The sequence below is a fragment of the Vallitalea pronyensis genome (assembly GCF_018141445.1).
Lineage (GTDB): Bacteria > Bacillota > Clostridia > Lachnospirales > Vallitaleaceae > Vallitalea > Vallitalea pronyensis.
The window spans coordinates 5,550,733-5,565,956 of record NZ_CP058649.1 but is presented as its reverse complement, the minus strand read 5'-3'; the positions used below and the strand labels follow the sequence as shown (position 1 = coordinate 5,565,956).

Annotated in this window: 14 protein-coding genes; 12 read left to right on the top strand and 2 right to left on the bottom strand. The window is 36.0% G+C overall.

Annotation, left to right across the window (positions count from 1 at the left end):
• Positions 1–24: 24 nt before the first annotated feature.
• The 12 genes from HZI73_RS23295 (at position 25) to HZI73_RS23240 (ending at position 13,160) form a co-directional block, all read left to right on the top strand.
• A complete protein-coding gene (locus HZI73_RS23295; RefSeq protein WP_212695733.1) occupies positions 25–1,083 on the top strand; it encodes a uroporphyrinogen decarboxylase family protein in 1,059 nt (352 codons plus the stop codon).
• A 128-nt stretch (positions 1,084–1,211) separates the two neighbouring features.
• On the top strand, positions 1,212–2,369 hold the full coding sequence (locus HZI73_RS23290; RefSeq protein WP_212695732.1) for a uroporphyrinogen decarboxylase family protein: 1,158 nt from the start codon (positions 1,212–1,214) through the stop codon (positions 2,367–2,369).
• A gap of 360 nt (positions 2,370–2,729) precedes the next feature.
• Positions 2,730–3,824, top strand: a complete 1,095-nt coding sequence (locus HZI73_RS23285; protein WP_212695731.1) for a carbohydrate kinase — start codon at positions 2,730–2,732, stop codon at positions 3,822–3,824.
• The gene (locus HZI73_RS23280; RefSeq protein WP_212695730.1) at positions 3,818–4,735 is read left to right on the top strand and encodes a pseudouridine-5'-phosphate glycosidase; all 918 of its coding nucleotides are present in this window, start codon (positions 3,818–3,820) and stop codon (positions 4,733–4,735) included. The genes HZI73_RS23285 and HZI73_RS23280 overlap by 7 nt, the downstream gene beginning before the upstream one ends.
• A gap of 315 nt (positions 4,736–5,050) precedes the next feature.
• Positions 5,051–6,325, top strand: coding sequence for an MFS transporter (locus tag HZI73_RS23275; protein ID WP_212695729.1), 1,275 nt, complete (start codon positions 5,051–5,053; stop codon positions 6,323–6,325).
• Positions 6,326–6,340: 15 nt separating this feature from the next.
• On the top strand, positions 6,341–7,375 hold the full coding sequence (locus HZI73_RS23270) for an ArsR/SmtB family transcription factor (RefSeq protein ID WP_212695728.1): 1,035 nt from the start codon (positions 6,341–6,343) through the stop codon (positions 7,373–7,375).
• 220 nt (positions 7,376–7,595) lie between these two features.
• Positions 7,596–8,819, top strand: a complete 1,224-nt coding sequence (locus HZI73_RS23265; protein ID WP_212695727.1) for an extracellular solute-binding protein — start codon at positions 7,596–7,598, stop codon at positions 8,817–8,819.
• Between the two features lie 174 nt (positions 8,820–8,993).
• Positions 8,994–9,485: a hypothetical protein gene (locus tag HZI73_RS23260; protein WP_212695726.1), complete on the top strand. Its 492-nt coding sequence runs from the start codon at positions 8,994–8,996 to the stop codon at positions 9,483–9,485.
• Between the two features lie 464 nt (positions 9,486–9,949).
• On the top strand, positions 9,950–10,549 hold the full coding sequence (locus tag HZI73_RS23255) for a hypothetical protein (RefSeq protein WP_212695725.1): 600 nt from the start codon (positions 9,950–9,952) through the stop codon (positions 10,547–10,549).
• Positions 10,550–10,631: 82 nt separating this feature from the next.
• Positions 10,632–11,228, top strand: a complete 597-nt coding sequence (locus HZI73_RS23250; RefSeq protein WP_212695724.1) for a hypothetical protein — start codon at positions 10,632–10,634, stop codon at positions 11,226–11,228.
• Between the two features lie 127 nt (positions 11,229–11,355).
• Complete coding sequence (locus HZI73_RS23245; RefSeq protein ID WP_246552263.1) at positions 11,356–11,853, top strand: RNA polymerase sigma factor; 498 nt, start codon at positions 11,356–11,358, stop codon at positions 11,851–11,853.
• The gene (locus tag HZI73_RS23240; RefSeq protein ID WP_212695723.1) at positions 11,850–13,160 is read left to right on the top strand and encodes a hypothetical protein; all 1,311 of its coding nucleotides are present in this window, start codon (positions 11,850–11,852) and stop codon (positions 13,158–13,160) included. Before HZI73_RS23245 ends, HZI73_RS23240 begins: the two co-directional genes overlap by 4 nt.
• A gap of 191 nt (positions 13,161–13,351) precedes the next feature.
• Here HZI73_RS23240 and HZI73_RS23235 read toward each other — a convergent pair whose 3' ends face one another.
• Together HZI73_RS23235 and HZI73_RS23230 are read right to left on the bottom strand one after the other, a co-directional pair.
• Positions 13,352–14,590, bottom strand: a complete 1,239-nt coding sequence (locus tag HZI73_RS23235) for an MFS transporter (RefSeq protein ID WP_212695722.1) — start codon at positions 14,588–14,590, stop codon at positions 13,352–13,354.
• A 170-nt stretch (positions 14,591–14,760) separates the two neighbouring features.
• Positions 14,761–15,162, bottom strand: coding sequence for a DUF2500 domain-containing protein (locus HZI73_RS23230; RefSeq protein ID WP_212695721.1), 402 nt, complete (start codon positions 15,160–15,162; stop codon positions 14,761–14,763).
• Positions 15,163–15,224: the final 62 nt, after the last annotated feature.

Genomic DNA, 15,224 nt, shown 5'->3' with positions numbered 1-15,224 from the left:
AAGAAAAAGAAAGGAAGTGAACAGATGAAAGCGATGTCATCTCTAGAAAGATGTCAGGCCGTGATGAATGGCCAATTACCTGACCGGGTTCCAGTGGTGCCACAATCTTTTTTACTGGCATGTGAAACAGCAGGCTATAAAATCGGACAAATTAACAATAATGCCAAGCTATTAGCTCAAAGTCATATCATCTGTCAAGAAAAATATGCATACGATGGATGCATTATAGACGTGGATGATGCGTCATTAGCTGAAGCGTGTGGAGCTGAAGTGATTTACCGTGAAGATGGTGTAGCAGCAGTTGATGAGAGTAAGCCAGTGCTTAAGAATCTTCGTGATTTTGAAGACCTCAAGTTACCTGACCCCTTAAAAGATGGTCGGCTTCCCGTATGGTTAGAAACAACGGAACGGCTGGTTGATGCCATTGGTGATCATGTATTTGTTATGGGGAGAGCTGATCAAGGACCCTTTAGTTTAGCTTGTTTACTGAGAGGTATGGAACAATTCATGATGGATTTGGTATTAGCGAACCCCAAAGATATTCAAGACTTATTGAACTGGTGCAGTGAAGCCTGTATTCGATTTGCTAAAGCACAAAAAGATGCAGGTGCTCATGCAACGTCTATGGGTGATGCATCAGCAGGTCCCAATTTGATTTCACCGGAATTCTATCGGAATTTTGCCCTAGAACCTGAGAAAAAAGTGGTCAAGGCGGTTCAAGATTATGGTATTCCTTATTCCGTCCATATCTGTGGTGATGCAAGTAGAATCCTACAAGATATGGCATTCATCCATTCAAAAATAATTGAAGTGGATTGGAAAGTCGATATGGGTACAGCAAGAGAGATTTTTTCTGATGATACGGTTCTTGTCGGTAACATTAACCCAAGTGACCCATTAGTTATCGGTACCGCACAACAAGTGGATGCCCAAGCAAAGAAAATCATTGAATCAACAAAGGGTAGAGGACTATTTTTAAGCTCAGGATGTGCCATGGGTCCCAATACCAATGTGGACAATTTCAAAGCCATGATTGAAGCATCGAAAAAATATGGTACCTATGAACACTTGTTAAATCTATAAAAAAAGTCTAAGCACTGAAGGAATACATAGCTTTCGCTTCAGGCTTAAACACAATCACGTTCCTAGTATACTGCATATGATTAAGAAAATCAACAAAGGTGTTGCAGTTAGAAAAAGGAGAATAAGGCATGACAAATAGAGAAAGAATCTTAGCCGTACTCAAAAAAGAGAAGCCAGATTATGTGCCATGGTGTGGTGATTTGGCTTATTGGATTGACTATTTACTAAAAGATAATAAAATGCCAGAGGAGTACATGAAAAAATCAACCCAAAGACAATCGGTGATGAACGAAGGGCTGGCATCTGCATTTGTAGGTGAAGGTCTTCAGAAGTTGCATCGTGATTTGGATGTAGGGTTTTATTTACAAGGGTATTTTCCATTTACAACCCGATATGATGGTGTGAAGGTCACGGAAACCGTTGACAGTGACTATCGTGTGACAATGGTTGAAACACCTTATGGCAATCTGAAAGAAGTATGGCAATACACCAAACAAACATACAGTTGGGCACCACAAGAACATCTGCTAAAAACCTATAAGGATTTAGAAGCTTTCAAATATTTATATGAACACACCTATTATGAGCCAGACTATGCATTAGCCGAAAGAAGACGGGAAATAATTGGGGATAATGGTGTTGTTTTGTGTTACCTGCCTAAAAGTCCATTTATGGAGACTGTTGCATTAAGAGCAGGTATTGAAGCAACCATATATATGAAATTGGATGCACCTGATTTATTTGAAGAAGTCATGGCCTTAATGGAAAAGAAACATGATGAAGCAGCAATGATCGCACTTCATTCGCCAGCAGAATGTTTAATGATTCCAGAAAACATCACATCAGAAGTTGTAGGAAAAGACAATTATGAAAACTATATGCGGAGGTATCAAGAAAAGTGGGTGAATCGGATTCGAGAAGCTGGTAAATACTCCTTCGTCCATCTGGATGGTACCATGAAAGGATTAATCCGTGAATTATCGTCAGCAGGGTTTGACGTCCTTGAAGCACTAACCCCTGAACCTGTAGGGGATATTGCAATCGAGGACCTGCATCAATGGGTAGACGATGATACCATTATCTGGGGCGGTATACCTGGGGGTCTTTTTTCGGATCAAGTAAGCGATGAAGATTTCGATGCCCATGTCATCAGGGTGCTAAAAGTCATGACTAAGGAGCCAAGGTACGTCTTAGGAGTGGCCGATCAAGTGGTACCGCATGCAAGATTTGATCGGATTAAAAGGGTAAGTGAACTTGTAAAACAATATGGGAAATATGAACAATAGTTACCCTATTTTCTGTTGGGAATAAAGTACTTAATTTCGCCCTAACGTTGTATAAAACATAAATCATGATAAGATTTCATAGAGCCTAAGTAAATGGATGTTTACTTAGGCTTTTTTTGTCGACTACAATAAAATGCATACACAAGGTATGATGAAAATACCGAGTGAATATAGTAAAGGGGAAAATGGAGCTACGAGCCACGGACGAACGGTGCGTTCTCATTTGTGCTAAGGATAATTTCCTAACATAATAACCCTTGCAATCCAATGCGATTAGTGTTATGATAATTTAGTAAGCACATGCTTATATAATAAGTAAAGTTTAAGTTAAGCTTGCGTAAAATAAAAGGAGGACAACAGGTGACTGGACGTGAGAAAGAAATATTGGAATTAATTAAGAAAAATCCTCTGATCTCCCAGAAAGAGATTGGTGAAACATTAAATATAACACGTTCTTCCGTAGGGGTCCATATTACAAACTTGATTAAAAAAGGTTATATACGAGGGCGCGGCTACGTGATGAATAAAACGGATTATGTGACAGTAGTGGGTGCTGCCAATCTGGATATTCAAGGCTTTACAAAAGAGAAGCTTATCCAGCGGGATTCCAACCCAGGAGAAGTGAAAATATGCCTTGGAGGCGTTGGGCGCAATATCGCTGAGAACATGGCACGACTGGGTATTGATACCAAACTGATTACAGCCACAGGTGGCGATGCCAATAGTAAAAGGCTTCTTGAAGAGTGTAATCAAGTGGGTATTGATATGGAACATGTATTGGTACTGCCTGATGCCAATGCCTCGGTATACTTAGCCATCATGGATGTAGATGGTGACATGGCCATGGCTCTATCCGACATGCATATTATGGACCGTATGACAATAGAATTCATTAAGGGTAAATCCCATGTGTTGAAAAATTCAGAGGTCATTGTAGTAGACGCATGTGTGCCTGAAGATGTCATTGCATATATTTTGCATACCTTTAAAGACAGTAAGATTCTACTTGATCCAGTATCCATTAAGAAATCTCGTGGTGTCAAGGATATGATTGGTGGCTTTCATACCATTAAACTCAATCGTCTTGAAGCCCAGTTTCTATCCGATATGACCATTCAGAATCATGACGATTTACCTAAGCTTGCACAGTATTTTATTGATGAAGGTGTAGAACGGGTGTTTATCACTCTTGGTAGTGATGGTGTGTATTATAAAGACCGCCGCCAAGGAGGGCTATTGGCCTCACCTAAGATAAAAGTGGTCAATGCTACTGGAGCAGGTGACGCTTTTATGGCAGGTATTATCCATGGCACCTTGTATGATGAGCCAACAGTGGAGATTGCTAAATTCTCAACAGCAGCAGCCATATTGGCATTACAACACCAAGAAACAGTCAGCCCTCATATGCAGGCAGATACCATTCATAAAATAGTTAAGGAGATGACAATATGTTAAATTATTTAGATATTTGTCCAGAAGTTAAAGACGCCATAGATAACGATCGACCTGTCGTAGCACTGGAATCTACCATTATTTCCCATGGTATGTCCTATCCAGAGAACGTGGAAAGTGCAAAACGATGCGAAGAGGAAATACGTCAAGCAGGCGGCACACCAGCTACCATCGCCATTATTGGTGGTCGTATGAAAGTAGGGCTTACAGATGAAGAACTGAACTACTTTGGAAAAACAGGTCTGTCCATTTTAAAAGCCAGTCGAAGAGATATCCCGATGATTCTTGCTAAGAAACTAGACGGTGCCACAACAGTAGCAACCACCATGATGATTGCTGAACTGGCAGGTATTAAGGTATTTGCAACAGGGGGCATCGGTGGGGTTCATCGCAATGCGCAAACTACATTTGATATATCCGCTGACTTAATGGAGTTGGCTCAAACCAATGTTGCTGTTGTATGTGCAGGGGCAAAATCCATCTTGGATATTGGCTTAACCTTAGAGTATTTGGAGACCCATGGGGTGCCTGTCATTGGTTATCAAACGGATGATTTTCCTGCATTTTATACACGAACAAGCGGCTTTTCTGTGGATTATAACGGTGAGTCAGCCAAGGTTATTGCTGAGGCAATTAAAGTAAAAGAACACTTGAAACTCGTAGGGGGAATGGTCATCGCTAACCCTATACCCGAAGAATATGCCCTAGAAGAATCTTATATTAACAAGGTCATTGATGAAGCGGTAGCAGATGCAGAAGCTAAGGGCATACGAGGCAAGGAGATTACACCATTTATCTTATCTGCTATTCTTGATATCACAGAGGGTAAAAGCCTTTATGCCAATAAACAGCTCGTCTATAACAACGCACGTGTGGCGACCATGATTGCAAAGGAATTGTGTCACATGTCATAGGGTGTCAAAGGTTCATCTAACATAAATATAAAAGATTATCTTTCTTATCAACTACGAACACGTGTGGATAAGAGAGATGGTCTTTTTTTTATTGTACAGATTCAAGATGATAGTAAGGCTTTTTACCTGATTACACGCGTTATAGGTAATGAAGGTACTTGATTTTAATGTGAGCAGTTTACTATTTTTTGAGATGGAATAGAGGGATTTAACACCATCATAAAAAAAGTATTGACTTTTATGTTAGATGAACATATAATATAAATATATTAGATGAACATTTGACATAATAAGGATGAGGAGGTATTTAGAAACATGAATAAATCAAACAAGAATATGATCCTGTTTTTACTAGGAAAACTGGTATCGTTATTAGGGACACGTATATACGGTTTTGCTATGAGTCTATACATATTGAAGGTGACAGGTTCAGCCCTTAATTTCTCCATTAGTATTTTAGTTTATACTGTACCAGCGCTGGTTTTCACACCCATTGGAGGGGTTATTGCTGACCGTTTTGATAGAAAACGTATTGTACTGATCACGGACTTTCTAAGTGGTGTGGTCATGTTTGGAGCGCTTTTACTCAGTCAGATCTATGGGCTTCAGATATGGATTATCTATTTAGCTTCCGTCTTTCTTTCTATCTTTAATTCATTATTTGCAACAAGCTTTGATGCGGCATTACCGAATCTCGTAGATGATGACAGCTTAGGTAAAGTGAATGCTTATAACCAAGCCATTAACAGTGTTTCTCTAATTGTAGCCCCTGTTATTGGGGGAGCTGTCTATGCGCTTATATCTCCTACACTTTTCATTTTATTTAATGGGGTCTCTTTCTTGCTTTCCACATGTTCAGAAGCTTTCATTGATTTCTATTGGAAAGTAAAGAAGCAAGGGGAAAAAATTGTTGAGAAAGAGATGACATTTATAGAAGATATTAAAGAAGGTTTTGCTTATTTAAAAACCAAAACTACCATTATGATTGTGATACAGGGTGCATTGGTTCTGAATTTTATTTTTACGGTGATTAACGTGGCGATACCCCATATACTTGTGGTTCAATACCCTATATCCGATGAAGCTTTTGGTATTGTAGAAGCTACGTTTAGCATTGGAGCTCTGGTTGTGTCTCTGGGCTTTGCCAAAAAGCTAGGGAAGTTTAAAGCCAATCGGTTAGCATTTTTGACGGTGGGTCTTGGATGTCTATCAGGCCTATTTGCTATACCTCTGATCTTCACTGAACTCATGGCAATACCAAATTTTACAGCTATTTATTATGGTATCGTCTTCTTCATCATGGGCTGTTTACTGGTCATTATAAACGTTCCGTTTATGACCTATATTCAAGAATCAACAGAAAATCAATACCGTGGAAGGGTGATGTCCTTAATCACTACCATTGCAAGTGCCATTTCACCCCTTGGCTTCTTAATCCACGGATTATTACTTGATTTCGTGCCAACTTCGATTATAATAATATATGCAGGTATGGTTATGATCCTTATGGGCGTCTTATTTGGCTGGAAATTCAAAGGTTTAGCTAAAAAGGAGCCGTCTTTTCGTGAAGAACCCGTGCCTGTAGAATAGATATGGAGTGGTAAGATGGACGTCAGTATCCAATATAATGAAATTGTGGATTTACACTTTGCTATAAAACGCTATATAAGAGAAGACGAATACAATAAACATGATTTAGTCAACCGATTTGAATTGACCAAGGATATTCAAGGGTATATTCAACATGTAAAAGATCATATTAATCCCATTCTTCATCGTGACATTGAATACCTCTGCGGTAACATGGTTCGAGGGTTATTCAGTGTGGTCTATGATGCCTTAGAGCAAGGTATACAAGACGTTCCTAGTTTTTTCAACTACCTTAGAGCGCTTGATGTGGAAGGGTTTCTTGCACTTATTTATCAGGCTCTGGACATTGAAGGTATTGAAAATATGGATCGTGAACAACAGCGAATAGCCATAGAAGATCACTTTAAAGACGATCAAACCGATGGGGATGACCCAGGGCTGTACATGGATTATATCAAGTACCCACAAGAAGTAAAAGAACGTCTTACCAATACCTTAGAGAGTTTTTACACGCTGTTTCTTTTACCAAGGCGGGATAAAGTTAATGAGATTATACAGAAGAAATTAAAAGAACATCAACAACTCCTTGAGGAAGACCCGAATACTTTTTTTGAAAACATGATTTTGTTAGTAGATAAAGAAGTGATACAAGGTAAAACAGTACATTTGTACCTGAGCTATTATGGGGAGCTTACTTGTAGTTTAAAAATAGAAAAGGATGCATTAAGCATATTATACGGTTTCCTCTTAGAACAGCGCTATAATAAGAACATGAAACGAGAAGATTATAAAGACCTGCTAAAAACCCTTTCCGACGATAAACGCTATGACATTATTGAACTATTGGGAAAACGGGCATGGTATAGCAAAGAATTAGCAGATCATATGGGCATAACCACAGCCACTATGAGTTATCATCTGAAAAAAATATCCACATTAGGGATTATCAGTGTGGAAGCAGGTCCACATAAACGCTTATACTATCGTTTGAATAAAGAAAAATTCAAAAAACTGATGGCAAATATGACATCGGATATTGTTGATGAATAAATTTGTATGAAGTGAAAAAAACTAAATAATGACGATCGTCTTATACGGTGAGGCATAAGGTATTGTTTCTTCAGGGCTTTAGGGCAATGCATTTCTGTGATGATGTATATAATGTAATGAGTACTCTACGGATAAGACGTATGATTGAAAAAAGGCTGTCTGCTTATAGTGCATATAAACGGATAGTCTTTTTATTCATAAGAGCAAAAGGAGAATGAACATGAGAACACCCCTTGTACTTATTTTGACTGTTTTAATGGTGATAACCACAACAGGTTGTTCAGAGGCTGAAGTTAAGAAACAGATTACATTTGCAGCCATTGAAGACGCTACACCAGCAACCAAAAGGCTCATCGATACCTATAATGCTTCCCAGGAAGTCTATCATGTTGAATGGGTAACATTACCCCCTGATGTAAGGCAGAATTATGAACAATTACACACATTATTATCAGAAGCCAATACCAAATATGACGTGCTGTCTCTTGATGTAACTTGGATTGGGGAATTTGCTCATAGAGGCTATATTGAACCCCTAGATAATTACATGGGTGATGACGGTATTACTATAGGTGATTACAGCAGAGGGATTATGGAAGCAGGCCGCTACATGGAGAAACAATACGCTATTCCCTATTATCAAAATATTGGTTTACTGTATTATCGAAAAGACCTTATTCAAGAAATGGAAGCCAGTGTACTGGATAGCGGCAACTACATGTACAGTGATTTAGCGAAACTGTCTAAGCGGTATCAAGGGGAAGGTGGAACAGATACAGGGTTTGTCTTTCAATCGGGTGCTTATGAGGGGTTGACGGTGAATGTGACAGAGTTCACAGATTCCTTACGCAGTGTGAAAAAAGGACTGGAAACTATGAAAACATTTGTGGATGCAGACTACACGCCAGAAGATATTCTCAATTATACAGAAAATCAAACCCATGATGCTTTTGTACAAGGTAAAGCCGTTTTTTCAAGAAATTGGTCCTATCAGTATCAATTGATTAATAGCAATAACTCCGCCATTAAAATGGAACAAGTGGGCATTGCACCGTTGCCTTATGGAGGCGTTGTTGGTGGTTACCTGTTAGGGATTAATCAACATACTCAAAATAAGGATGGGGCTTGGGAATTCCTTACTTTTGCCACAGGTATTGAAGGGCAGAAGATTATGGCATCTGAAGGTTATATCCCCACACATAGCGCATTACTTATCGATGAAGCGGTCTTCGAAAAAGATGGAATTCTCCAATATGAGAGCGTAAGAAATGCACTGATGACATCCATCACCAGACCTGTATCACCATCTTACGATGAGTTATCCGATACCATTCAGTTAAGTGTGCACAAATACCTCTTAGGTATTAATGATATGAACACCACCCTGTATGAAATTGATCGATTAGTGAAAGATTATCAGTTAATTACACAACAGACAGAATAGGTTTAACAATCGGACAAGATAGACAAGGAAATGTATAAGTAAAATCAAAAAGCTTGATAATAGTACATGATTATAGCATAATAAGCGTACTGATGACAAGTTGATAATGGATATAGGATGTTAGATTTATTCGTATAAAAGACGTTTCTAGATAATACAATAAGGAGGCATTAGATGAGAAAAATAGTGTGTATATTATTAATAGCAATGGTAATGATGGCAGGATGCAACACCCGTAAAGAAGAGAAAACCGTCCTTCAAGTAGAGGAGCCTGAGTTACCCGTGGGAGCCCATACCCTAGCAATCAAATCAACAGTAACCATCTACCATCATGATGGTATTGTGAGTAAAACAGTGGTAGAAGAAGAAATCGAGGGTGATGAGGACAGTGAATCCTTGTTAAAGGATATGTCGGAAGAAGAAAAAGAAGGCTATGATGCCATTGGTTTTGAGAATTATCTTTATGACTACGAAATAAAAGATCATGTCCTAAGCAAAATCATTGAAATCAATTATGAAGCCACCCAGCTAAAGGGGATTCTAGAAGAAGAAACAAGCGCTGCTTATATGCAGGACATCGTCAACGACGATTATGAGGTTATGTATGATAAATTGGTGAAGGTATATAAGGATGTAGGGTATGTGGAGGTAGCAAGTAAGGATTAATTATGTTGGGTTTGTTCCTTTTAAGTAATCCAATATATAAAAAACGGCTGTCCATAAAGCAAATGTATTGCTTTGTGAGATAGCCATTCTTGTATGCCTATGAAAAAGGTAGACTATTTATTTGGGATATACACGAATATTGATTAGCTCTAATCAATAAAATAATTTAAATATTATAATTTAATTAGAATTATTAGTTTTATTTTGCAATATTTAATAATTATGTTATTTACAGTATGATTAAAAAGATATATAATACTATTAAGTCAAAAAATGAAAGAGGTGTATGTAATAAAATCAGCCAAATAAATGACATAAAAAACTAAAGGTGATATTTGTATTTTATTTATCTAGTTAACTGCATGATTACATAATACATTGTGACAATTATTGTTGCTTAATATAGTTACATCTATGAAAGACTGCTGGTATTGTATATTTTTTTTGATGAGGAGGAAATACAAATGAAGAAACTAATTGTTTTTACTATGTGCTCAATCTTATTATTAACTGGAGTAACTGCTACTGCTGCTATAAATGATAAACAATCTAACTCTGTATTTATTTTTGTAAAAGGTGAAGAAAATATTAAAGCTTATGAAGAAGCTGGACTTATTAAAAAACGTCCAGAAGTATCAACACCTAAAATTTTACTTAATGACCAAAATTGGTCAACCAATAGTATGATAAATGCAGGCATTGAGGCTTCAATTCGTGGTGGTAGTATACCAACTAGTTCTTGGTCGATTAGGGGTGATGGAAGCCGCTCATTTTCATATTCAATGAGTTCATATATATACTCAAATTATATATATACTGATCCTGAACCATGTTTAATATCATCCACTGGATATGCAATATATCATTATTTTGAGCCTGATCAAGTTCAACAATTGAAAATTTATATGTATAATGAAGATGGTTCATTGTTTACGAGTATGTTACTTGATAATTTAGATGATGTGTCAACATTGGGAATGGCGTGTGAACCAGATAAGAGTTATTACTTTAAGTATAAAAGTGACGACGGTAAAAGTATAAGTGGAGATGGTTCAGTATACTAAAATATTAGGAGGAAAATATCACTAACCTAATTAAATGAATGTTTAATAAAATACATATATAAGTTTAAAAGGAGGAATTTAAATGAAAAAATTAATGGTCTTTACTTTGTGTACAATGTTATTCTTAACTAGTATATCTACAAGTGCTGCTACAAATGATAAACAATCAGATCCTACATTTATTATAGTAAAAGGTGAAGAGAATATTAGAGCCTATGAAGAAGCTGGTCTTATCAGAAAGAGTCCAGAAGTAGTAACACCTAAAATTTTACTTAAAGATCAAAATCATTTAATCAGCAATTTGTTAACCACAAACTTTGATGCTTCAGTTCGTGGGATTAACATACCTACTAGTACCTGGGCTATTAGAGGTGATGGGAGTCGTTCATTTTCATATTCAATGAGTTCATATATATACTCAAGTTATATATATACCGATCCTCCAACGGATTTAATATCTTCTACAGGGTACGCCATTTATCATAAATTTGAACCTAATCAAGATCAAAACCTGAAAGTTTATATGTATAAGGAAGATGGTTCTTTATATACTAGTGACACTTTTTATTTAGATGATGTATTATCATGGGGGGTTGCATGTCAACAAGATATAGGTCATTACTTTAAATATAAAAGTGTAGATGGTGTAAGAATAAGTGGAGATGGTACTGTATACTAAGATACCAAGAAATAAAAAATATCGCCAACTGGCGATATTTTTTATTTCTTGGTATCAATATAAATTTTAATTAAATGTAAGGTTTTAGACTTTATGTGTGTCTAATATATTGAGGAGGTTCAAAATAGTGAAAGAAAATATAAGCGAACAAGAGTTTGAACAATTAATTGACGAATATGGTACTCAAATTTTAAGATTATGTTATTTGTACTTAAAAGACTATCAACTTGCTGAGGATGCATGTCAAGATACTTTTTTATCTGTATATAGGAATATTGGCAATTTTAAAAAAGCATCCTCAATAAAAACATGGATTACAAAAATATGTATAAATACATGTAAAAATTATTTACGAAGTTCATGGGCAAAAAGAATTATACTAAATGATAAAAAGATAAGAGCGGAAAAATACATTGAAAAACCTATAATGGAAGAAAGCGAGTTAATGACGTTGATAATGGATTTGAATCGAAAGCAGAAGGAAGTGATTTTGATGTTTTACTATCAGGAATTCTCAACTAAGGAAATAGCGAGTATTTTGAATATATCAGAATCAAATGTATGCACAAGATTATCAAGAGCAAGAAAATGTTTGAGAATTGAAGTGGAAGGAGCTCTAGTATGAATAATGTAAAAAAACATATTGATGACAAGCTAAAAAATATTAAAATTACGGAGGATATAAAGGAGAATATAATGAATAAAAGAAAGAAAAATCGATTGTACTATACAAAACGTGTGGCTGTGGTAGCTTTGCCTTTATTATTGATATGTATACTATTTACTGATGATATAAGTGCGACTGCAAACAGAGTATTTGGATACATTCCTGGTATAAACAAGTTGGTAACAGTAGATAGTGAAGATAAAGCTTATTGGCTTTCGGGTTCGATACTATTTGGCATAGATGAAGAAAACTATATAAAAGTTAATTCAGCATATAGTGAAGGTAAAATGATTAGTATGACAATAGAAGGTAGTGTACCAATTAATGAATTATATAAAGAAGGTGAATCGTTAGTTATTCAAAATGAAAAAGGTGAATTAGCTAAATTAGTATCAAGTGATTTAATAGGTGACTCTCAAGATAATTATAAATGGAGTGGTAGATTAAAATGTGAATTTAATTCTAATGATGTAGATAACTTTAATATTTTGTATGGTGAACATAAATTACCAATAGTTATGACTCCAGTACCAGAATTAGCATCTAGAGAGCGTAATTTTACTAGCTTTGGTGATATTGATATAGCAATAGCTACTAACTATATTGGTAATAAGTTGCAGTTAAAAATGTTAACCAATTCAGATGAACTTAACCAAACAATTTCATTTCCATTAAGTGAAATTTATTTATTAGATAGTAAAGGTATAAAACATTATAGTGAAGATAATAGTACTGATAATACTTTATATTTTAATAGAAAACTAGAACCCAATATCAAGTTAGTTATACCATATATAACTATACAAGACATGAACCTAAAAAAGAAAGTACATTTAGATAAGAAAACAGAAATGCCTATTGATGTAACTATTGGGGATTATAAGTTAACTATTAATAATGTAGAGTGGTTAGATTACATTGATCGTGTTAGTTCGAAGACAATAGATGGCAAGTTTAACATTATGAAAAAACAAGCACAAAGAGTTAAATTAGTCTTTGATAAAAATGTTGTTCTAACAAGTGGAGTAAGGTTAGAAAGTGTTATTGCAGCAGTAGATAGAAATGAACTTAATGATTATAATGTTAATAGTACGAGGGTGACATATAAAGATCCATATGAGGAAAATAAACTAAAAGAAGTGGATAAAGATTACTATGAGGTTATTGTTTCAAGTATTAAAAGTGAACAAGAGGCAGTAAATATAACGCTTAGTGAACCTATTTTTTCTACAAAAGAAGAAATAATAATTCCATTACAGCCGTAATTAAACCTATAAAGTATATTGTTCGGAAATAACCAAAGGGTCTTTAATTTTTAATTAAGCTTAAAAATGTTGGTAATAAGGGGATGTCGGATTAATTATTCCGATACCCCTTTTTTATTTAATATTTAAGTTTAGGACCAAAAACCTAGAATGCTATTATTACATAAGGATACGGTAAAATCACAATATATTTACATAACCTCAGTATGATTGGTTTTAATCAGTTGAACAAATACCCATGCGATAGCAAATGTTGCCGCCGTCACGTAGAACAATACATTGAATCCTATATAATCCACAAACAGTCCATAGATGAATGGTCCACTAATGGCTGCAATGGATGAGAAGAAGTAATATAACCCTGTATATGTACCCACTTTTTCTTCGCTAACACCTTGAACCACATAGGGATATGAGTTAATGTTAATAAACGCCCAGAAAATACCGGCTACACCAAATAAAGCAATCATGGTGGTTTTATTGAATGGGATAAGTCCAGCAGGTCCCATCAAACCGAGAATAATAAAGATGAAGATGTCCACGGTTAAACCAATGAGAATGGCTCTTTTTTTACCTAATTTCTTACCAATAAAGCCAGATGGAATGGCAAATAGCAGAAAAGCTAATGCATATCCCCCAAGAATCAAACTGGCTTCTTCTTCAGCAAGATTCAGGTAATACACAGCATAGTTACTAAAAGTAGCTTCTAGTCCTTGGTAACCAATAAACCAGAATAAAATAGCAAAGAGTATTTTAATGGTTTTTTGATCTTTTGCACCTATCACGTCACGAATGGTTTTTAGAATAGGTACTTTTTCTTTTTTTTCTGAAGGGGCATAGGTTGTAGGCTCTTTTATGAACCGCATGATAATGATGAGGGATATGACCATCACAATACCCGTAGCCATAAAAGGCAGGTTCCGATTAGCCGCATACATAAATGAGCCGCCAATCAATACAAAAACAGAGGCTAAACCACCCATGAAGTTAATAATACCATTTGCCTCACTGCGAAGCTCAGGCGGTGTCATGTCTGGCATAAGGGCTACCACAGGCCCCCTGTATATGGCCATGGAAAAATTAAGAATGGTAATAATGACCATCAAGAATAAGAAATTATGTGAAAAACCTGGCAGCAGGATAAACATCAGTGCTGAGATAGGTAGTCCCACCATAATATACGGCTTTCGTTTACCATATCGGGTAACTGTTCGATCACTCATGGCGCTGATGACAGGAATCAAGAATATAGCTAAGATGTTATCCAGTGTCATGATACCATTAATGATTAACTGGCGGTCAAAAAATTGTCGCAAGAACAGAGGTACATAGACGTTATAGAGAGGCCATACCAGACCCGTTGTGAAAAAACCAAAACCCAGAATAAACGTTTTTTTATAATCCAGTTTTAATGAAGTTGTATTCCCCATCGTTTCATCCTCCAATACATAGTCCTATTACATATCACGTGTCTTTAGTATACAACGAAATGCTGAATAAGTAACTCTTTTTGCTGAAATTTACATAAAAATAACACGAAGGATGAAAGTTTCGTGTTATTTTTTATCTTATTGATAATCTCTTTTATACCATATCAGGATTATTTTTGACGTTCAAATCCTTTATACCGTGTACCTTGGAACGTTAGGTTTCCCATATCACCCTCTACTAACATACCATATTCTGTATCTTGCACATGGAACTCCATTCTATCACCACTTTCTACTTGAAATGTGACGTAATAACTGGTTGATGATCTGGACGTGCTCATGTGATTTTCATTGGAATTACGACGATAGTGGCTGACATCCGTACGTTTTGAAACTACGGTTGCGTCAACGGTTAAAACAGGAGATGCGTTATTTTGCTTCCATTGTTTTCCACCTTTAATGGCTTGAACAATAATCATGCCAATCACCAAAACAAATACGATAAATATAAAAATAGGCACAATTGAAAACATAATACCAGGACCAGAATTGCCAAAAGATGAAACACCCATATATACTCCTCCTCTATGCTATGTATATGGTCGTACCATTATTGTATGTTGATAAACGATGC